Source organism: Methylibium sp. Pch-M, assembly GCF_004136295.1.
In the GTDB taxonomy this organism is placed as follows: Bacteria; Pseudomonadota; Gammaproteobacteria; order Burkholderiales; family Burkholderiaceae_C; genus Methylibium; species Methylibium petroleiphilum.
This window is the reverse complement of sequence record NZ_CP029606.1, coordinates 87,232-106,951: the sequence shown is the minus strand read 5'-3', so window position 1 is coordinate 106,951 and position 19,720 is coordinate 87,232. Positions and strand designations below refer to the sequence as shown.

General features: G+C 71.8%; 19 protein-coding genes. 13 read left to right on the top strand and 6 right to left on the bottom strand.

The genetic code is table 11. The annotated features are described in order from the left end of the window. The first annotated feature begins 2 nt into the window (after positions 1–2). From mobB to clpB, 7 genes are all read left to right on the top strand, one after another. Positions 3–626: a molybdopterin-guanine dinucleotide biosynthesis protein B gene (gene mobB / locus C1M51_RS00490; protein WP_129447758.1), complete on the top strand. Its 624-nt coding sequence runs from the start codon at positions 3–5 to the stop codon at positions 624–626. Further along, positions 568–1,782 (top strand): gephyrin-like molybdotransferase Glp, encoded by a 1,215-nt coding sequence (gene glp / locus C1M51_RS00485; protein WP_207207783.1) that lies wholly within the window; start codon positions 568–570, stop codon positions 1,780–1,782. The genes mobB and glp overlap by 59 nt, the downstream gene beginning before the upstream one ends. Positions 1,783–1,792: 10 nt before the next feature. Further along, complete coding sequence (locus C1M51_RS00480) at positions 1,793–2,047, top strand: MoaD/ThiS family protein (RefSeq protein ID WP_129447756.1); 255 nt, start codon at positions 1,793–1,795, stop codon at positions 2,045–2,047. 192 nt (positions 2,048–2,239) lie between these two features. Continuing rightward, on the top strand, positions 2,240–3,955 hold the full coding sequence (locus C1M51_RS18935) for a hypothetical protein (protein WP_165349620.1): 1,716 nt from the start codon (positions 2,240–2,242) through the stop codon (positions 3,953–3,955). Between the two features lie 44 nt (positions 3,956–3,999). After that, on the top strand, positions 4,000–4,479 hold the full coding sequence (locus C1M51_RS00470; protein ID WP_129447755.1) for a molybdenum cofactor biosynthesis protein MoaE: 480 nt from the start codon (positions 4,000–4,002) through the stop codon (positions 4,477–4,479). Next, positions 4,476–4,877: a fluoride efflux transporter CrcB gene (gene crcB, locus C1M51_RS00465; protein WP_129447754.1), complete on the top strand. Its 402-nt coding sequence runs from the start codon at positions 4,476–4,478 to the stop codon at positions 4,875–4,877. The genes C1M51_RS00470 and crcB overlap by 4 nt, the downstream gene beginning before the upstream one ends. Before the next feature lie 90 nt (positions 4,878–4,967). After that, complete coding sequence (gene clpB, locus C1M51_RS00460) at positions 4,968–7,571, top strand: ATP-dependent chaperone ClpB (protein WP_129447753.1); 2,604 nt, start codon at positions 4,968–4,970, stop codon at positions 7,569–7,571. 48 nt (positions 7,572–7,619) lie between these two features. On the opposite strand, the gene C1M51_RS00455 is transcribed toward clpB, so the two are convergent. Next, entirely contained in the window at positions 7,620–8,930 is a 1,311-nt protein-coding gene (locus tag C1M51_RS00455) for a hypothetical protein (RefSeq protein WP_129447752.1), read from the bottom strand. Between the two features lie 169 nt (positions 8,931–9,099). Between C1M51_RS00455 and nadB the strand changes: the two genes are divergently transcribed. Further along, positions 9,100–10,728: an L-aspartate oxidase gene (nadB, locus tag C1M51_RS00450; RefSeq protein ID WP_036235481.1), complete on the top strand. Its 1,629-nt coding sequence runs from the start codon at positions 9,100–9,102 to the stop codon at positions 10,726–10,728. A gap of 19 nt (positions 10,729–10,747) precedes the next feature. Here the strand turns inward: nadB and C1M51_RS00445 are convergent, their stop codons facing one another. The 4 genes from C1M51_RS00445 to C1M51_RS00430 all read right to left on the bottom strand — a co-directional run bounded on the left by C1M51_RS00445 (position 10,748) and on the right by C1M51_RS00430 (position 14,024). Further along, entirely contained in the window at positions 10,748–11,032 is a 285-nt protein-coding gene (locus C1M51_RS00445) for a late competence development ComFB family protein (protein ID WP_011829151.1), read from the bottom strand. A gap of 85 nt (positions 11,033–11,117) precedes the next feature. After that, entirely contained in the window at positions 11,118–11,990 is an 873-nt protein-coding gene (nadC, locus tag C1M51_RS00440; protein ID WP_129447751.1) for a carboxylating nicotinate-nucleotide diphosphorylase, read from the bottom strand. Continuing rightward, complete coding sequence (gene nadA, locus C1M51_RS00435) at positions 11,990–13,105, bottom strand: quinolinate synthase NadA (RefSeq protein WP_207207782.1); 1,116 nt, start codon at positions 13,103–13,105, stop codon at positions 11,990–11,992. Before nadA ends, nadC begins: the two co-directional genes overlap by 1 nt. A gap of 37 nt (positions 13,106–13,142) precedes the next feature. Continuing rightward, positions 13,143–14,024: a helix-turn-helix domain-containing protein gene (locus C1M51_RS00430; RefSeq protein WP_129447749.1), complete on the bottom strand. Its 882-nt coding sequence runs from the start codon at positions 14,022–14,024 to the stop codon at positions 13,143–13,145. Positions 14,025–14,088: 64 nt separating this feature from the next. Here C1M51_RS00430 and C1M51_RS00425 point away from each other — a divergent pair, with 64 nt between their 5' ends. The 3 genes from C1M51_RS00425 to C1M51_RS00415 all read left to right on the top strand — a co-directional run bounded on the left by C1M51_RS00425 (position 14,089) and on the right by C1M51_RS00415 (position 17,653). Then, positions 14,089–15,357, top strand: coding sequence for an MFS transporter (locus tag C1M51_RS00425; protein WP_129447748.1), 1,269 nt, complete (start codon positions 14,089–14,091; stop codon positions 15,355–15,357). Positions 15,358–15,427: 70 nt separating this feature from the next. Beyond that, complete coding sequence (locus C1M51_RS00420) at positions 15,428–17,122, top strand: thiamine pyrophosphate-binding protein (RefSeq protein WP_129447747.1); 1,695 nt, start codon at positions 15,428–15,430, stop codon at positions 17,120–17,122. 168 nt (positions 17,123–17,290) lie between these two features. After that, positions 17,291–17,653, top strand: coding sequence for an META domain-containing protein (locus C1M51_RS00415; protein ID WP_051495913.1), 363 nt, complete (start codon positions 17,291–17,293; stop codon positions 17,651–17,653). A 15-nt stretch (positions 17,654–17,668) separates the two neighbouring features. Here the strand turns inward: C1M51_RS00415 and C1M51_RS00410 are convergent, their stop codons facing one another. Then, on the bottom strand, positions 17,669–18,592 hold the full coding sequence (locus tag C1M51_RS00410) for an EamA family transporter (RefSeq protein ID WP_036250315.1): 924 nt from the start codon (positions 18,590–18,592) through the stop codon (positions 17,669–17,671). A 103-nt stretch (positions 18,593–18,695) separates the two neighbouring features. Here C1M51_RS00410 and C1M51_RS00405 point away from each other — a divergent pair, with 103 nt between their 5' ends. Both C1M51_RS00405 and rraA read left to right on the top strand, forming a co-directional pair. Further along, positions 18,696–19,187 (top strand): Lrp/AsnC family transcriptional regulator, encoded by a 492-nt coding sequence (locus tag C1M51_RS00405; protein ID WP_036235574.1) that lies wholly within the window; start codon positions 18,696–18,698, stop codon positions 19,185–19,187. Further along, on the top strand, positions 19,184–19,690 hold the full coding sequence (gene rraA, locus C1M51_RS00400) for a ribonuclease E activity regulator RraA (protein ID WP_129447745.1): 507 nt from the start codon (positions 19,184–19,186) through the stop codon (positions 19,688–19,690). Before C1M51_RS00405 ends, rraA begins: the two co-directional genes overlap by 4 nt. Positions 19,691–19,720: the final 30 nt, after the last annotated feature.

Sequence of the window (19,720 nt, the reverse complement as noted above, 5' to 3'; positions counted from 1 at the left end):
GGATGAAGGTCGTCGGTTTCTGCGGGTACTCGGGCTCGGGCAAGACCACGCTGGTCGAGCAGCTCGTGGCGCGCCTGCGCCTCGCCGGGCACCGCGTCTCCGTCGTCAAGCACGCCCACCACGAATTCGACATCGACCAGCCCGGCAAGGACTCGCACCGCCACCGCGCCGCCGGTGCCTACGAGGTGGTGATCGCCTCGAACCGGCGCCTCGCGAAGATCCGCGAATACGACGTCGAGGCCGATCCGAATCCGCACCAGTTGATCGCCGAGCTGTCCGACGCCGACTGGGTGCTGGTCGAGGGCTTCAAGCACGCCGACCTGCTGAAGATCGAGATCTGGCGTGCCGAGACGGGGCAGCGCGTCCAGTACCCGCACGATCCGTTCGTGGTCGCGATCGCGACCGACAGCCCCGAGGCCCTGCCGTCGCCGACGCAGCTGCCGGTGCTCGATCTGAACGACGCCGACGCGGTGACGGCCTTCCTGATCCGCCAAGCCGCACGCCACGACTACCGGTCCCCCTATGACGACGCCGACAACGAAGCCGCCTATGTCGCCCCCGCGGCCGATGCTGAGCCTGCCCGACGCGCTGGCGCGGCTGCTCGCCGGCACGACGGCGCTGGCTGAGACCGAGACGGTCTCCACCTTCGAGGCCCTCGACCGCGTGCTCGCGGTCGACGTGGCCTCGCAGCTCGACGTGCCGCCGCACGACAACAGCTCGATGGACGGTTACGCGCTGCGGGCGGCCGACGTGCTGGTGCCGGGCACGCTGCTGGCCGTCAGCCAGCGCATCGCGGCGGGACAGGTCGGTGCGGTGCTGGCGCCGGGTACGGCCGCACGCATCTTCACCGGGGCGCCGATGCCGGACGGCGCGGATGCGATCGTGATGCAGGAGCAGTGCGAGGCGGTCGATGGCGGACGCGTGCGCGTCCAGATCCAGCCGACCGCCGGCCAGTGGGTGCGCCGCCGCGGCGAGGACGTGCGTGCCGGCAGTGTGGTGCTCGCGCGCGGCAGCCGGCTCACGCCTCAGGCTCTCGGGTTGGCGGCCTCGGTGGGTGCGGCGACGCTGAGCGTGGTGCGCCGGCCGCGCGTTGCGCTGTTCTCGACCGGCGACGAACTGGTGATGCCCGGCGAGCCGCTGAAGCCCGGCGCCATCTACAACTCCAATCGCTACACGCTGCGGGCGCTGCTGCAGTCGGCCGGCTGCGAGGTCAGCGATCTCGGCATCGTGCCGGACCGGCTCGATGCCACCCGTGAGGCGCTGCGCCGGGCTGCCGATGGCCATGACCTGATCCTCACGTCCGGCGGGGTGTCGGTCGGCGAGGAAGACCACCTGAAGCCGGCCGTCGAGGCCGAAGGCCGGCTCGACCTGTGGCAGATCGCCATCAAGCCGGGCAAGCCGCTGGCCTTCGGCGAGGTGCGCACGAGCGGAGCCGACCGGCCGGCGCTCTTCATCGGCCTGCCCGGCAACCCGGTGTCCAGCTTCGTGACCTTCCTGCTCGCGGTGCGCCCGGTGCTGCAGGCCCTGCAGGGTCTGTCGAGTGCGGAGCCGGCCGGCTGGCCGGTTCGTGCGAACTTCGACTGGCCACGGCCGGATGCCCGGCGCGAGTTCCTGCGGGCCCGGCGCAATGCCGATGGCGGGCTCGAGCTGTTCGGCAACCAGAGCTCAGGGGTGCTGACCTCGGCGGTCTGGGCCGAGGGCCTGATCGACAACCCACCGGGCCGGGCCATCGCGCGGGGCGACATCGTTCGTTTCCTGCCGTTTGCCGCGTTGCTTGCATGACGGGCCGCGCATGAAGGTGCAGGTGCGCTACTTCGCCTCGGTCCGCGAGGCCCTCGGTCCCGGCGAAACGGTCGAGCTCGCCGCGGGTACGTGCCTGTCCGAGCTGCGGGACCAACTCATCGCACGGGGCGGACGCCATGCCGAGGCACTGGGCCGCGGTCGTGCCCTGCGCATGGCTCTGGACCAGGCGATGGTCGACGATGAGGCCATGACGGTGCATGAAGGCGCTGAAGTGGCCTTCTTCCCGCCGGTCACGGGCGGCTGAGCGGACCGCCGCCCTGCGGCGTGGCCTTCGAGGGATGGCGGGGCGTTCAGGATGCGCTGATCCTGCGCGCAGTCACCGGGTATACGCTTTGCAACCAGAACGCAGGGAACTGCGGTCTATGCTGCAGACTCTGCCTCTCAGCCGTCCATGATTCCCATCTCACGCCCTTCCGACCCCGCGAGTCCCCCCGCGGTGAGCGCCCGTCCGACGGTCGTGGAGCCCCAGCGGCTCCCGTCCGGTACGGCCGTGGGCAGCTTCGTGCTGCAGAAGCTCCAGGTGCGTGACGAATTCGGCCTGCGTTACCTGGCCACGGCCAGTGCGTCGGGTGGCGAAGTCACGATCGAGGAGTTCGCGCCGGCCGGCATCTCGCTGCGCGACACGACCGGCCTGCTGCGTCCCCGCTCGCCGGCCCATGCGGCCTTGTGGGAGGAGGGCTTGCAGGCCTTCCTGCAGGAGTCCGAGCTGCTCGCGAAGCCCCTGCATCCCGCGCTGATGCGCATCGGCGCGGTGTGGCAGATGCGCGGCACCGCCTACCGGCTGTGGCCGCGCGTCGAAGGGCGCACGCTCGCCGAGGTTTGCGCCGCGATGACCGAGGCGCCGAGCGAGGATTGGCTGCGTCGGATGATCGGGCCGGTGCTCGATGCGCTGGAGAGCCTGCACGAGGCTGGATGGGTGCACGGCAATGTCCGGCCCGGTCAGATCCTGGTGCAGCCGGACGGCACGCCGATGCTGCTGGACACCGCTGCGGTGCGGACGACGATCGGTGCGCGCCTGCCGCAGCACCCCGCCTGGCCGGAGCCCGGCTTCCGGCCTCCCGAGCTGGCCGAGCCGCCGAGCGAGCACGCGCCGGGACCCTGGTCCGATCTGTACTCGCTGGCCGCGGTGGTGCAGTTCTGCATGAACGCGCCGCGACTGGGCGATGGTGCCGCCACGCAAGCTGGCAGCGCACCGGCGGTGGGGCGCTATGCGCACGGCTTCGTGTCGGTGCTCGAACGTTCGCTGGCCGCCGACCCGCGTGAGCGGCCGCAATCGGTATCGGCCTTCCGTCGCCAACTGCAGGCGGCGGGTGGCGGCGTGGCCGCCGCGGCACGCGAGCCGCTGGTCGCGCCGGAGCGTCGGGGGCTGGCGCTGTCGGACATCCCGGTGCTAAAGACGCCGTTCCCGGAGCGCGAGGTGCTGTGGTCGGTGTCAGGGCCGGCGGAGCTCGGACGCGACAGCCGGCCGCAGGCGCTGCCCAGCCTGCGCTCCGACCCCATGCTTCACGGCGCCCCGCGGTCGGCCCGACCCGCATCGCCACCCCCACCGCGCCCGCGCCGCTGGCCGTGGGCGGTGGCCGGCGTACTGGGGACGCTGCTGGTCGCCGGACTGGTCACCTACGAGCTCACCGGTGATGCGAGTTCCCGGCTCGCGAGCATGGCCCCGTTCCAGGCTGCGTCGCCGTCGTCGGAACAGGCCTTGCTGCAACGCGATCCTTCCGCGGCCGGCACGGTGGACCCGGCCGCCTCCGAGCCGGTGCCGGCGCCGGCCGCGCAGGCGGCCAGCAGACCCGTGACACCGCTGCAGGCGGCGAACGTCCAAACGGGTCGCGGTGCCGTCACGGCGGCCCCTTCCGCCTCAGCCGCGACGGGGGGTGACCGGGCGACGGCGGCGGCAGCGGCGGCAGCGGCGACGGTGCGGCCGGAGCGCGCGGCCTCCGCGCCTTCCGCCGTCAGTGCGGCGCCGCCATCACAGGCGCAGGCCGCCGAACCGGCGCGCCGCGAAGCCGTGCCCGGCACGCCGGCCGAGGCCTGTGCGCCGCGGACCAATTTCTCGCTCTACCGCTGCATGCAGGTGCAGTGCGAGCAGAGCCGCTTCTACGCGCATGCGCAGTGCGTTCGGCTGCGCCAGAACGACGAACTGCCGAGCTGAACGCTCACGCGGCCAGGGGGCGGGCGGTGCGAGAATCCCGTGCCATGACGACCGGACGCGTGACCATCCAGACGGAGGACTTCGATCTGTCCGCCGAAGTGGCCGCGTTGCGCGCCCATCAGCGCGGTGTCGGTGCAGTCGCCAGCTTCGTCGGCACCGTCCGCGACCGCAATGACGGCGCCGAGGTCAGCCGCATGGAGCTCGAGCACTACCCCGGCATGACCGAGCGTGCGATCGAGGCCATGATCGACGCGGCCTTCGCGCGCTTCGACCTGCTGGGTGCCCGCGTCATCCATCGCATCGGCCCGCTGGAGGTGGGCGAACAGATCGTGCTGGTGGTGGTCAGTTCTGCGCACCGCGGCCAGGCCTTCCAGGCCTGCGAGTTCCTGATGGACTACCTGAAGACCCAGGCGCCGTTCTGGAAGAAGGAGCAGACGCCGCAGGGCGCCCGCTGGGTCGATGCCCGCGTCGCCGACGACGACGCGCTCCGACGCTGGGGCATCGCAGCGAGCGGCAACGCATGAGCGCCGCCGCGGCGGCGCCACTGCTGCAGGCGCTGTGCGTGGCGGCCGGCTCGGCGGTCGGCGCTCTGCTGCGCTGGCGTGTCGGTCTGTGGCTCAACCCGGCGTGGGGCGGTTTCCCGCTGGGCACGCTGCTGATCAATGCATCGGGCGGCCTCGTGATCGGCGCCGCCGCGGCCTGGCTCTCGCAGCGGCCCGATGACCTGCTGCGCCTGCTGCTGATGACCGGTCTGTGCGGCGGGTTCACCACCTTCTCGGCGTTCTCGCTCGAATCGCTGGTGCTGCTGCAGCGCGGAGCCTTCGGCATGGCGCTCGGGCATGCGCTGGCGCACGTGCTGGGCTCGCTGGCCTGTGCCGCGCTCGGCTGGGCGCTGGCGCAGGCCTGGCTCGCGGCCCGCTGAGCGGGCCCGCTTGATGCAGGTCAAGCCGGCCCATGCTTGAAAAGTCGCAGCGCCGGGCCCATCTTCGGTGCAATCCGGAGGAATTCCCCCATGCGTATCGACAAACTCACGACCAAGTTCCAGGAAGCGCTGGCCGACGCCCAGAGCCTCGCCGTCACGCGCGACAACCCCTACATCGAGCCGGCCCACGTGCTGGCCGCGATGCTGGCGCAGCCCGACGGCCCCAAGGCCCTGCTTGAGCGGGCCGGCGCCAACACCGCGGCCCTGCGGACCGCGATGGACGTGGCCCTCAACGGACTGCCGCAGGTGCAGGGCGGCGGGCAGGGCGTGCAGCCCGGCCGCGATTTCGTCACCCTGATGCAGGCGGCAGAGCGCGATGCCGCGAAGCGCGGTGACCAGTTCATCGCCAGCGAGATGTTCCTGCTCGCCCTCGCCGATGCCAAGACCGACCTCGGCGGCATCGTGCGCGGCCACGGCCTGACCCGCAAGGCGCTGGAGACCGCGATCGACGCGGTGCGCGGCGGCCAGAAGGTCGACAGCGCCGAATCCGAGGGCCAGCGCGAGGCGCTGAAGAAGTACACGCTCGACCTCACCGAGCGCGCCCGCGCCGGCAAGCTCGACCCGGTGATCGGCCGCGACGACGAGATCCGCCGCGCGATCCAGGTGCTGCAGCGGCGCAGCAAGAACAACCCGGTGCTGATCGGCGAGCCCGGCGTCGGCAAGACCGCCATCGTCGAGGGCCTGGCGCAGCGCATCGTCGCTGGCGAGGTGCCGGAGTCGCTCAAGAGCAAGCGCGTGCTGGTGCTCGACATGGCCCTGCTGCTGGCCGGTGCCAAGTACCGCGGCGAGTTCGAGGAACGGCTCAAGAGCGTGCTGAAGGAAGTGGCGCAGGACGAGGGCCAGACCATCGTCTTCATCGACGAGATCCACACCATGGTGGGCGCCGGCAAGGCCGAGGGCGCGATCGATGCCGGCAACATGCTCAAGCCCGCGCTCGCGCGCGGCGAGCTGCACTGCATCGGCGCCACCACGCTGGATGAGTACCGCAAGTACGTCGAGAAGGACGCCGCGCTCGAGCGCCGCTTCCAGAAGGTGCTGGTCGGAGAGCCCAGCGTCGAGGCCACCATCGCCATCCTGCGTGGCTTGCAGGAGAAGTACGAGGTCCACCACGGCGTCGAGATCACCGACCCGGCGATCGTGGCCGCGGCCGAGCTTTCACACCGCTACATCACCGACCGCTTCCTGCCCGACAAGGCCATCGACCTGATCGACGAGGCCGCGGCCAAGGTCAAGATCGAGATCGACTCCAAGCCCGAGGTGATGGACAGGCTCGACCGCCGGCTGATCCAGCTGAAGATCGAGCGCGAGGCGGTGCGCAAGGAGAAGGACGAGGCCTCGCAGAAGCGCTTCGGCCTGATCGAGGAGGACATCGCCAAGCTCGAGCGCGAGGCGGCCGACCTCGACGAGGTGTGGAAGGCCGAGAAGGCCACCGCCCAGGGCTCGGCCCACTTGAAGGAAGACATCGACCGCATCCGCACACAGATCGAGGAGTTCAAGCGCAAGGGCGACTTCAACAAGGTCGCCGAGCTGCAGTACGGCAAGCTGCCGGAGCTGGAGAAGAAGTTGAAGGACGCGCAGGCCAAGGAGGCCAAGGGCGGGGCGGACGGCAAGCCCACGCTGCTGCGCACGCTGGTCGGTGCCGAAGAGATCGCCGAGGTGGTGGCGCGCGCCACCGGCATCCCGGTCGCCAAGCTGATGCAGGGCGAGCGCCAGAAGCTGCTCGACATGGAAGTGAAGCTGCATGAGCGCGTGGTGGGGCAGGACGAGGCGATCCGCGCCGTGTCCGACTCGATCCGCCGTTCGCGTGCCGGCCTGTCCGACCCGAACCGCCCGACCGGCTCCTTCCTGTTCCTCGGCCCCACCGGCGTCGGCAAGACCGAGCTGTGCAAGGCGCTGGCCGGTTTCCTGTTCGACACCGAGGACGCCATGATCCGCATCGACATGAGCGAGTTCATGGAGAAGCACTCGGTCGCGCGCCTGATCGGCGCGCCGCCCGGCTACGTGGGCTACGACGAGGGGGGCTATCTCACCGAGGCAGTGCGCCGCAAGCCCTACAGCGTGCTGCTGCTCGACGAGGTCGAGAAGGCGCACCCCGACGTGTTCAACGTGCTGCTGCAGGTGCTGGACGACGGCCGCCTGACCGACGGGCAGGGCCGCACGGTGGACTTCAAGAACACGGTGATCGTGATGACCAGCAACCTGGGCTCCCACCTCATCATGCAGATGGCGGGGCAGGACCCGGAGCTGATCCGCGAGGCGGTGTGGGGCGAGCTGAAGACGCACTTCCGGCCGGAGTTCCTGAACCGCATCGACGAGACCGTGGTGTTCCATGCGCTCGACGCGCAGCACATCGAAGCGATCGCCGGCATCCAGCTCAAGGCGCTGGAGGCGCGTCTGGCCAAGCTGGACATCCGCCTCGAGGTGTCGGCGGCGGCGCTGTCGGAGCTGGCCAAGGTGGGCTTCGATCCGGTGTTCGGCGCGCGGCCGCTGAAGCGGGCGATCCAGCAGCGCATCGAGAACCCGCTGTCGAAGCTGCTGCTGGAGGGCAAGTTCGCGCCGAAGGACGTGGTGCCGGTCGACGTGGACCCGATCCGCTCGCCGGGCGAGTTCCACTTCGGGCGCGTGGTGCACTGAGACACACCCCACGCAGCCCGTCCTGTCGGGCCGCGTGGGGCGGATGACTCAGCCCCGTGGTGGTGCGGAGCCCGGCAACCGGGCCGCAAGCAGCAGCGCGTCGTCGAGCCGGCGCAACTGCAGCAGCATCAGCGCCAGCGAGACGTGGGGCTTGTCGAGCACGACGTGCAGCGCCGCGCCCGGGTGCGCCGGCAGCGGACGCAGCAGCAGATGGTGTTGGCCGAGGGTGACCGACATGTCGGGCACTGCCGCACCCAGCCCGAGGGCGCGGCTGGCACTCATCATCGTGGCCAGCACGGAACTGCCGTGGCGCCCCAGCTCTTCGGGGCCGGGCCGTGCACCTGCGTGGCCGATCGGCTGGCCGGTCATGATGTCGAAGGCGCAGGCACTCACGACGCCTGTGAGCTGGCTCAGATCGTGAAGATAGCGTTCGAGCGGCTCGTCGTGCGCCGGCGAAGGCGCGCCGACCACCGGCATCGGCGTCGGCACCGATGCAGCCCGGGCGGCCACGGCATTGGCCGCCGTGGCGGCGGCAGCGGCCGTGGAGCCGGTGCCCAGCAGCGGCAGCGTGGCCACGTCCTGACCCGGCTTGGTCTGGCGTTGCCAGGCATTCCACGCCAGGCAGAGCTGGCCCCACACGTCGGCCGGGCGGGTGACCTGGGCGGTGGGTGTGGCGTCCAGCGCGGTGGCCGCGCGGAACTTGGCCACCTCGGCCGGCAGTGCGGCACCGGCGGTCAGCGGCAAGAAGAGCATGCGGCGGCAGATCCAGCCTCCGCGCAGCACCGCCTCGCGCCACGGCGCCAGCGCCGTCGTCAGCGCATGGGCCGGCAGGTCGCCGACCATCATGATGCCCAGCCGCGCGCGGCCCAGCAGCACGCGCGCGAGGGTCTGGCGGGTGTGGGTGTCGGCATCGACCTCGGTGCTGTAGAGCCTTACGCTGCGGCCATTGGCGGCTGGGCAGTCGACGTACTCGATGGTGGCCAGCACGGTGCCGGCGCCGTTGCGCCGCACCACCAGCCGCTGCACCGCACGCTGGCTGGCCGCTGCGATGCCGCCCAGCAACTTGCGCGAGGCCGAGGTGCCCAGGTCGTGCACCGACACGAACTCCGGTTGAAGGTGGTCGAACTGCTGCGTCATGGCATCGGCCGGCTCGCAGGCGACGAACAACTCGCGCACGCCATTGCCGACCGCGCGACCGATGTCCTGCGCGTCGTCCGCCTGCTCCGCGGCGCCTGCCTGTCCATTGGGGAAGCGCGGCGAGATCTGGGTCAGCACGCGCGTCGATTCCCAGTCGTGCGCGGCCGGCGGCGACGTCGGGGGTCGGCTGGATCGGCTGTGGGGGTCGGAGGAAAAACTCATGGACAACGCCAGGCTGGACGGCCATCCGGAGCGAATGTCACCAAGTGTAATGCGCGCCCCGAGGGCGATCGGGCCGCACTTTCCGCCGGGGCGGTGCGGCGGGGGGCGTCGATAGAATCCGAGCCAGATGTCGCGCCGCTGCGGTGCGTCCGGTCCTGAAACTGCCGACATGCCGACCCGCCACGAAGCTGCGTCCCCGTCCCCCGTGGTGATCATCGGCGCGGGTCTGGCCGGCCTGACGGTGGCGCTGCAACTGGCTCCGCGCCATCCCGTCGTGGTGCTCGCCAAGCGCAACCTCGACGAAGGCGCCACGGCCTGGGCGCAGGGCGGCATCGTCGGTGTGCTCGGCAGCGACGACAGCATCGAGAGCCATGTGCGCGACACGCAGGAGGCGGGAGGTGGCCTGGTCGACGAGCACACCGCGCGCTTCATCGCCCAGCACAGCGCAGAGGCGGTCGAGTGGCTGGTCGAGCGCGGCGTGCCGTTCTCGCCCGATCCCGAGGGCCCGCTCGGCCTGCACCTCACCCGCGAGGGCGGGCATGCGGTGCGGCGCATCGCGCACGCCGCCGACGCCACCGGCAAGGCCATCCACGACGTGCTGCTCGACGAGGTGAGGCGCCATCCGAACATCACGCTGCGCGAGCGCTGGATGGCGGTCGACCTGATCACCTCGCGGCATCTCAAGACCGACGGCTCGCCGCGCTGCTACGGCGTCTACGCGCTCGACATCGACCGCCAGCGCGTCGAGACGCTGCCGGCCGCGGCGGTGGTGCTGGCCACCGGCGGCGCCGGCAAGGTCTACCGCTACACGACCAACCCCGACACCTCCACCGGCGACGGCATCGCCATGGCCTACCGAGCCGGCTGCCGCGTCGGCAACATGGAGTTCGTGCAGTTCCACCCCACCTGCCTCTACCACCCGCAGGAGCGCAGCTTCCTGATCACCGAGGCGCTGCGCGGCGAGGGCGGCCAGCTCAAGCTGCCGGACGGCACCCGCTTCATGGCGGCGCACGACGAGCGGCTCGAACTCGCGCCGCGCGACGTGGTCGCCCGCGCGATCGACTTCGAGATGAAGAAGCACGGCCTCGACCACGTGTGGCTCGATGCCACGCACCTCGGCGAGGCCTTCCTGAAGGCGCACTTCCCGACCATCTTCGCGCGCTGCCTTGCGCTCGGCATCGACATCTCCAGACAGCCGATCCCGGTGGTGCCGGCCGCGCACTACACCTGCGGCGGCGTGGTCACCGACCTCGACGGCCGCAGCGACCTGCCGGGGCTGTATGCGGTGGGCGAGACCACCTACACCGGCCTGCACGGCGCCAACCGGCTGGCCAGCAACTCGCTGCTCGAATGCGTGGTGCTGGGCAAGACCTGCGCGGAGCACATCCTCTCGCAGCACGAGAGCGGGCTCCCCCTCCTGCCGGCCTGGGACGAGAGCCAGGTCGAGAATGCCGACGAGCAGGTCGTCATCTCACACAACTGGGACGAGCTGCGGTTGCTGATGTGGAACTACGTCGGCATCGTGCGCACCACCAAGCGGCTGGAGCGGGCGCTGCATCGCATCAAGCTGCTGCGCAGCGAGATCGACGACTACTACGCCAACTTCCGCGTCACGCGCGACCTGCTGGAACTGCGCAACCTGGTCGATTGCGCCGAGCTCATCGTGCGGTCGGCACTCAGCCGCCACGAGAGCCGCGGGCTGCACTACAGCCGCGATTTCCCGCAGACGCTGCCGGTCAGCTTCCCGACCATCCTGACGCGCAAGCCCAAGCGCAAGGCCGCGCCCTGGGCGGCCTGAGCCGCGTTCGGCCCGTGCTTCAGGCGCGCGCCCGCATCGCGGTGCGCGCCTGGACGAATTCGAACGCGAAGCCGACCGCGCTGGCCACCAGGCGCTCGGCCATCAGACGCTCCTTCTCGCTCTGGTAGAAGACCAGATCCACCTCGTGGCGGATGTAGCGCGCGGGCAGTCGGTTCAGCGCCACGCAGGCCACGTCGGGCAGCAGGTCGTCGCTGATCAGCGGGTAGTGGTCGCGCCACGTGCGCACGGCGTCGAACACCGCGCGTTCCTGGTAGTTGCGGATGCCCGCGAATTCGGAGCTCATGCGGTCGATTGTCGCGAGCATGCAGCGCCGGCAAATCCCGAATTGCGCGGCAGAGCGCCCGCTTTTCGCCCGGCGAGGCCGGTGCTCAGGCGTTGCCGAGCACGCGCATCGAGTAATCGGTCGCCGTGACGTCCTTGGTCAGCCGGCCGATCGAGATGCGGTCCACGCCGGTGGCGGCGATGTCGCGCACCTGATCCAGCGCGACGCCGCCCGACACCTCCAGCAGCGCGCGGCCCGCGTTCGCTGCCACCGCCTCGCGCATCTGCGGCAGGTCGAAGTTGTCGAGCAGCACGCTCACGGCGCCGTGGTCCAGCGCCTCGCGCAGTTGCGCGAGGGTCTCCACCTCGATCTGGATGTCGACACCCGCGTTCAGCTCGCGCGCCGCCGCCAGCACCTGCGCAATGCCGCCAGCGGCCGCGATGTGGTTCTCCTTGATCAGGATGCCGTGCCACAGCGCCAGCCGCTGGTTCTGGCCGCCGCCGGTGCGCACCGCGTACTTCTGTGCCTGGCGCAGGCCGGGCAGGGTCTTGCGGGTGTCGAGGATGGCGCAGCCGCGCGGGTTGGGCGAGGCGCCGGCGATCGCGTCGACGTGACGGCGCGTCAGCGTCGCGGTGGCGGACAGCAGCTGCAGGAAATTGAGCGCCGGGCGCTCGGCGGCCAGCAGCGCGCGGGCGTCGGCCTCGATCTCGCAGACCAGCGTGCCGGCGTCCATGCGCGCGCCCTCGGCGTAGTGCCACTGCACGTCGGCCTGTGGGTCGAGTGCGACCATGCAGTCGAAGAACCAGTGCCGGCCGCACAGCACCGCCGCCTCGCGCACCAGCACGCGCGCGCGCACACGGCGCCCCTCGGGGACCAACCGGCCCGTCCAGTCGGCGCGGCCGATGTCCTCGAACAGCGCGTCGCGCACGTTGCGCGCGCGAGCTTCGTCGAGCGTCTCGTTGGTTTCGAAAGTGAGCATCACGCGGCACCGATGTTGGGAACGAAGCCGCGAGCCGGCTGGCTGATCGCGCCGGGATTCGCCTTCACGAAATCCAGCATGCGCTCGATGCAGCCCAGCGCCTGCGTGCGGGTCGGTTCGGGCACGGTGATCGCGCCGCGGCCGTGTTCCAGGCAGTCGACCACGCCCTGCAGCGCGTTCATCGCCATCCACGGGCAGTGCGCGCAGCTCTTGCAGGTCGCGCTGTTGCCGGCGGTCGGCGCCTCCAGCAGCGTCTTGCCGGGCGCGAGCTGGCGCATGCGGTGCAGGATGCCGTTGTCGGTCGCGACGATGAAGGTCTGGCGGTCGCTGCCGGTCACGGCGTTCAGTAGCTGCGAGGTCGAGCCCACCACGTCGGCCAGCTCGACCACGCGCTTCGGCGACTCGGGGTGCACCAGCACCAGCGCGTCGGGGTGCTCGCGCTTCATCAGCTCGAGCTCCAGGCCCTTGAACTCGTCGTGCACGATGCACTCGCCCTGCCACATCAGCATGTCCGCGCCGGTGTGCTCGGCGATGTAGCGGCCCAGGTGCCGGTCCGGCGCCCACAGCACTTTCTTCCCCTGCGCGTGCAGGTGCTCGACGATCGCGACCGCGCAGGAGCTGGTCACCATCCAGTCGGCGCGCGCCTTCACCGCGGCGCTGGTGTTGGCGTAGACCACCACGGTGCGGTCGGGGTGGGCGTCGCAGAAGGCCGCGAAGTCGTCGGGCGGGCAGCCCAGGTCGAGCGAGCAGGTCGCGTCGAGGTCGGGCATCAGCACGGTCTTCTCGGGCGACAGGATCTTGGCGCTCTCGCCCATGAAGCGCACGCCGGCGACCACCAGGGTCTGCGCGGCGTGGTCGCGGCCGAAGCGCGCCATCTCCAGCGAGTCGGACACGCAGCCGCCGGTCTCCAGCGCCAGGTCCTGCAGGTCGCCGTCGACGTAGTAGTGCGCCACCAGCACCGCGTTGCGCTCGGCCAGCAGCTGCTTCGCGCGCGCCTTCAGCGCGTCGCGGCGCGCCGGCGTCAGCGGTTCGGGCACCTTGGCCCAGGCCTGCGAGGTGCAGCTGGCGCCGCTGGCGTCCTGCTTGGTGAAGTCGTAGAGGATCTGTTCGCTCATGAGGGCTCCTGGGCGCATTTTCGCCGAGCCGGCCCGCTCACGCCGACGCGAAGAAGCGGCTTGGCGGCGCGCCGACCGAGCGCCGCACCATCGCGCTGAAGGCGCTGGGGCTGGCGTAGCCCAGCTCGGAGGCGATCTGGCCCATCGGCGTGCCGCGCGCGGCCAGCGACAGCGCGCGCGCCAGCAACACCTGCTGGCGCCACTGCACGAAGCTCGTGCCCAGGTCCTGGCGGAACAGCCGGGCGACCGTGCGCTCGCTCGCGCCGACGTCGCGCGACCAGTCGGCCAGCGTGTCGTGGCGCGTCGGATCGTCGAGCACCGCCTCGCACAGCGTGCGCAGCCGCTTGTCCTGCGGCAGCGCGACGCCCAGCGGCACCGGCGCGGCGCGCTTCAGTTCGTCGGCCAGCAGCGGGGCGATCAGCTTCTCGCGCGCCAGCGCGTCGGCGCCCGGCGGCTCGCCGTCGGGCGCGGTCGGCAGCGCCAGCAGCAGCGCGCGCAGCAGCTCCGACACCTCCAGCACGCGGCAGTGCCGCCAGTCGCCGCCCGCCGCGTCGGCGCGCGCGCCGCAACCCGGACCGCAGCGGCCCGGCCGCTGGTGCAGGTAGAGCGTGCGCAGCTCGGCGGTCTCGACCACGGTGATCGCGTGCTCGACGCCGGGCGGCACCCACACCGCGCGCGACGGCGGCACGAGGTAGGTGCCGCGCGCGGCGGTGAGCCGCATCACGCCGGTGGCCGACCAGGCAAGCTGGGCCCAGGCGTGGCTGTGCGGTTCGACGCGCGAGTCGGTGGCGAGCGTGTGTCGCTTCGCGCGCAGCGGCCGCTCGGCGGTCGGCGTGAACAGGTGCGGCGTCAGCGGGCCGACCCGCGTCGCGGCGGGCGTCGCGCGAGCCTTCGGAGGGGGCGAGGGGCGTCTTGGCATGATCTCGACAGAAATTGTCCCGCTATCGTAAGCGCGCCGAGACGTCCCCACCTAGCATCGGGGCATGTCACGCTCCACGCTCTCTCCCCAGGCCGCCGCCGGCGGCCACTCGCTGCGCCAGGACGCCCGCACCATCGGCCTGATCGGCCTCGCGCACGGCACCTCGCACTTCTTCCACATGGTGCTGCCGCCGCTGTTCCCGGCCTTCATCCGCGACTTCGGCTTCAGCTACGCCGAGCTCGGCCTGCTCGTCTCGGTGTTCTTCGTGATCTCCGGCATCGGTCAGGCGCTGGCCGGCTTCCTGGTCGACCGCGTCGGCGCGCGGCCGGTGCTGTTCCTCGCGCTGGCGCTGTTCGCCGCCTCGGCGCTCGCCACCGCCACGGCCACCGGCTACGGCGGCCTGATGCTCGCCGCGGCGCTGGCCGGGCTGGGCAACTCGCCGTTCCACCCGGTCGACTTCACCATCCTCAACAAGCGCGTGTCGCAGCCGCGCCTGGGCCACGCCTTCTCGGTGCACGGCATCACCGGCAACCTCGGCTGGGCGGTCGGCCCGGTGTTCATGGCCGGGCTCTCGGCGGCCGGCGGTTCGTGGCGCGTCGCCGCGGCCGGGGCCGGCGTGCTGGCGCTGGTCGTGCTGGCGATCCAGTGGTTCAACCGCGACGCGATCGACGACCGCGCCGGCACCTGGGAGCACGAGGCGCGCGGCCCGTCCGCCGGCGCCGCGGTCGAGCACCCGATGGCCTTCCTGAAGCTGCCCTCGGTGTGGCTGTGCTTCGCGTTCTTCTTCTGGACCACCGCCGCGCTGACCGCGATCCAGAGCTTCGCCAGCCCGGCGCTGCAGCAGATGTACGAGCTGCCGCTGGCGCTCACCGCCTTCGTCGTGACCGGCTACATGCTGTGCGGCGCGGCCGGCATGGTGATCGGCGGCTTCCTGGTGTCGCGCGTCGAACGCCTGGAGCGCACGATCGGCTTCGCGATGGCGGCCTCGGCCGGGCTGCTGCTGCTCACCGGCACCGGCTGGCTGCCGGGCCTGGCGGCGGCCGGCGCGGCCGCGCTGGCGGGTTTCGGCACCGGGCTCGCCGGGCCGTCGCGCGACATGCTGATCAAGCGCGCCGCGCCGCCCGGCGCGACCGGGCGGGTCTACGGCACCGTGTACTCGGGCCTGGACCTCGGCTTCGCGCTCGGCGCACCGATCTTCGGCGCCTTGCTCGACCACGGCCAGCCGAACGGCGTGTTCTACGGCGCCGCGCTGATGATGGCGCTCGGTGTCGGCTCGGCCTCGCTGGTCGGCCTGCGCATCGCGCGCACCCGCGTGCCGGCGCTGGCGGCCTGAGCCCGCACCGCGGGCCCCGCGTCAGCGCGCGGCCCGGCGGCGCGCGGCCGGCGCGGCTACAGTGCCGGCCATGCACACTCCCGCACCGCGTCTGGCCGGCCATGCGCTGGTCGAGGCATTGATCGCGCAAGGCATCGGCACCTGCTTCGGCGTGCCGGGCGAGAGCTTCCTGCCGGTGCTCGACGGCTTCCTCGAGCACGCCGGGCGCATCCGCTTCGTCAGCTGCCGCCAGGAGGGCGGGGCGGCCTTCATGGCCGAAGCCCAGGGCAAGCTGACGCGCCGCCCCGGCATCTGCTTCGTCACGCGCGGACCGGGTGCGGCCAATGCCGCCGTCGGCCTGCACACCGCCTTCCAGGACAGCACGCCGATGGTGCTGTTCATCGGCCAGGTGGGGGCCGAGGTGCGTGACCGCGAGGCCTTCCAGGAGCTCGACTACCGCGCGGTGTTCGGCCCCAACAGCGGCGGCTTCGCCAAATGGGTGGGCGAGGTGGCCAGCGCCGATCGCCTGCCCGAGTACGTGGCGAAGGCCTTCCACCTGGCGATGCAGGGCCGCCCCGGCCCGGTGGTACTGGCGCTGCCCGAGGACATGCTGCGCACGCCGACCGCCGCACCGGTGCTGCCGCGCGTGGAGCCGGCCCAGGCCTGGCCCGCGCCCGGCGCGCTGCGCGAGGTGCGCACCCGGCTGCTCTCCGCGCAACGGCCCGTGTTGATCGCCGGCGGCAGCGGCTGGGACGCCGGCGCGGTGCAGGCACTGCAGCGCTTCGCCGAGAACTGGCAGCTGCCCGTGGCGTGTGCCTTCCGCTTCCAGGACCTGTTCGACAACCACCACCCGCTCTACGCCGGCGACGTGGGCATCGGCGTGAACCCGAAGCTCGCCGCGCGGGTGCGCGATGCCGATCTGGTGCTGGCCCTCGGCCCGCGGCTGGGCGAGATGACCACCGGCGGCTATGCACTGCTGGCCGCGCCGCGTCCGCGGCAGACGCTGATCCACGTTCACGCCGGCGCGGAGGAACTGGGCAGCGTCTACGCCGCCGACCTGCTGCTGCAGTCTTCGATGGCGAACGCGGCGCGCGCGCTGGAAACGCTGGCGGCACCGGCTGCCGTGCCATGGTCGGCCTGGGCCGCCGCAGCGCAGGCCGACTACCAGGCCAACCTCCTGCCGCTGCCGGTGGCGCCGCTCGACCTGGCCGAGGTCGTGAAGACCGTGCAGCGGCTCGCGCCGGCCGATACCGTCGTCACCAACGGTGCCGGCAACTTCAGCGGCTGGCTGCACCGCTACTGGCGCTACCGTGGCCTCGGCAGCCAGCTCTCGCCGACCTCGGGGGCCATGGGCTACGGCATCCCGGCTGCCGTCGCAGCCAGCCTGCTGCTGCCGGGCCGCTGCGTCGTTGCCTTCACCGGCGACGGCGACGGGCTGATGACGGTGCAGGAACTCGCCACGGCACGGGCGCACGGGGCCCGGCCCATCGTGGTGCTGGTCGACAACGCGAGCTACGGCACGATCCGCATGCACCAGGAACGCGAGTTCCCGGGCCGCGTCAGCGGCAGCGATCTGGTGAATCCCGACTTCGTGGGGCTGGCGCGGGCCTTCGGCTGGGCGGCCGAGCGCATCGAGCGCACCGAAGGCTTCGCACCAGCCTTCGGCGCCGCGCTGGCGCGCGACGAACCGACCTTGCTGCACCTGATACTCGACACCGAGATCAGCACCACGCGCAGCACGCTGAGCGCGATCCGCGCCACCGCACTGCAGCGGCGTCACCCCTGAATCCCGAGGAGCTCTGCCATGCACCCCCTGCGATCGAACCTTGCCGTGATGGCGTGCCTCAGTCTCGGCGCCTGCGTGGTGCCCATTCCCGTTCCGACGCCGGCGCCTTCCCAGCCTTCGCCGCCCGCGTCCGCCCCGGCACCGGTCCCCGCGCCCACCCCGCCGAACGTGGCTGCAGCGCCCGACCCGGCCGTGCTCGGGGCCTGGCGCATCGAGCAGGCCCGCAGCGAGCCGTTGCTCGACCGCAGCGCGGCCCGCGTCGACTTCGGCCCCGACGGCCAACTGGCCGGCAACGGCAGCTGCAACACGCTGCGCGGTCGCTACACGCTCACCGGCAACACGCTGAAGATCGGCCCCATCGTCACCACGCGCATGGCTTGCGCCACCCAGGCCATGGAGCAGGAGGACCGCGTGCTCACGGCGCTGGAGCGCGCGGCCAGCGCGCGCGTGCCGCCGCATGGCTTCCTGACGCTGGCCGATGCCGACGGCGCGGTGCTGCTGCGCGCATCGCGCATCGACGCCAAGCCCTGAACGTCCGCGCCGGACTCAGGCCGCCGCGGGCCGCCGTCCGGCGAGCAGCAGCACCACGCCGACCAGCACCACGCCGGCCGCGGCCCACTCGTAGCCGCTGACGGTTTCACCGCCGAGCCACACGCCGAGCAGCAGCGCGATCACCGGGTTCACGAAGCAGTAGCTCGACGCCAGCCCCGGCGACGCCTTCGCGAGCAGCAGCATGTAGGCGTTGAAGGCGATCAGCGACCCGAACACCACCAGGTAGAGCCAGGCCGCCAGGGCCAGTGGTGCCGGCGCCCCCTGGCGAGCGAACGTGGCGTATTCGCCATGCAGCGCGGCCATCGCCAGCAGCACCACGCCACCGCACAGCATCTCGCTCGCGAAGCCCATCGCGCCGGGCGCCAGCGGCGTGCGGCGCTGGCTCAGCAGGCTGCCGGCGGTCCAGGTGAGGCAGGCCAGCGCGATCGCCGCCAGGCCGGACGTCGAGGCCTGGAAGCCGGCGCCCCGGGTCAGCATCAGCACCCCGGCCAGGCCGATGGCGATGCCGGCCGCCTCGAGCCGGCTCGGGAACACGCGCCACAGCATCAGGCCGGCCGCCATCATCACCGGCACCACGGCGATGAAGGCGACCACGAGGCCGGAGCCCACGCTCTGCTCGGCATAGGCGGTGCCGCCCATGCCGCCGCCCAGCATCAGCGCGCCGACCAGCAGTGCGTGCCGCCACTGCCGGGCGCTCGGCCACGGCACCTGCTTCACCCAGCGCATCCACGCCGCCAGCAGCGCGCCGGCGACGAGGAAGCGCGAGCCCATCTGCAGGAAGGGCGGGAAGCTGACCAGCGCGAACTTGATCGCAAGGTAGGTCGAGCCCCAGACCAGCCAGGTGGCGGCGAGGCAGGCGAGCACCAGCGGCGACAGCGCAGGGTGCGGTGGGCTCAGGGGAGGGGCCAGCGAACTCATGCGCAGATGCTAGGGAGCGGCGCGCGGGGGTTGAAGAGAGCAATCAAGGAAAGACGGCGTCGCGGCCTTCGATTCGCAGGAAAATCGCGTGCTAGGCTTCATCATGTCCGCCGCGATGAGTCTCGACGCCTACGACACGCGCATCCTGGCCGAACTGCAGGCCGAGGCCCGGCTGAGCATGGCCGAGCTGGGCCGGCGCGTCCACCTGAGCCAGCCCGCCGTGACCGAGCGCGTGCGCAAGCTCGAGGCGGCCGGCGTCATCACCGGCTACCGCGCCACGGTCAACCTGCAGGCGCTGGGCTACGGCATCCGCGCGATGATCCGCGTGGGCCGCGCCGAGTACGCACGCGTGGTGAAGCTGGTGCAGCAGACGCCCGAGGTCATCAATGCCTACAACGTGACCGGCGAGGACAGCTGGATCCTCGAGATCGCCGTGATCGACGTGGCGCATCTCGACGCGGTGGTCACCAGGTTCTGCATCCTCGCCGAGACCTCGACCGCCATCATCCTCAACCCCGCGCGCGAGCACCAGCCGATGCTGCCGCCGCGCCGCGAGGACGTGAAACCCCCGATCAGGAAAGTGGAGAACGCATGAGCCGCCCGGCCCTCGAATTTGCAGTTTGCGACCTGTGCGACGCGCACAAGAACGACACCGACGGTGCCTTCCGCGTGCTGCCGCCGGTGTTCCACGACTACGGCGGCATCGGCAAGTTCGCCGGACCGGTGAGCACGGTGAAGTGCTTCGAGGACAACAGCCTCGTGAAGCTCGCGCTCGACGAACCCGGCCGGGGCCGCGTGCTGGTGGTCGACGGCGGCGGCTCGCTGCGCCGTGCGCTGGTCGGCGGCAACATCGGCGCGGCCGCCGCGAAGAACGGCTGGGCCGGCGTGCTGGTGAACGGCTGCGTGCGCGATGCAGCGGAGCTCGCGGCCAGCGCGGTGGGCATCCGCGCGCTGGCGCTGATGCCGCTGCCGACCGAGAAGCGCAACGAGGGCCAGCGCGACGTGGCGGTGCAGGTGCAGGGCGTGTGGGTGAGGGTGGGAGACTGGCTGTATGCCGATGCAGACGGCATCGTCGTGATGCCGCCGCCGGCCGGTTGAGCGCGATCGCCTGCCGCAGGGCCGCTGCCC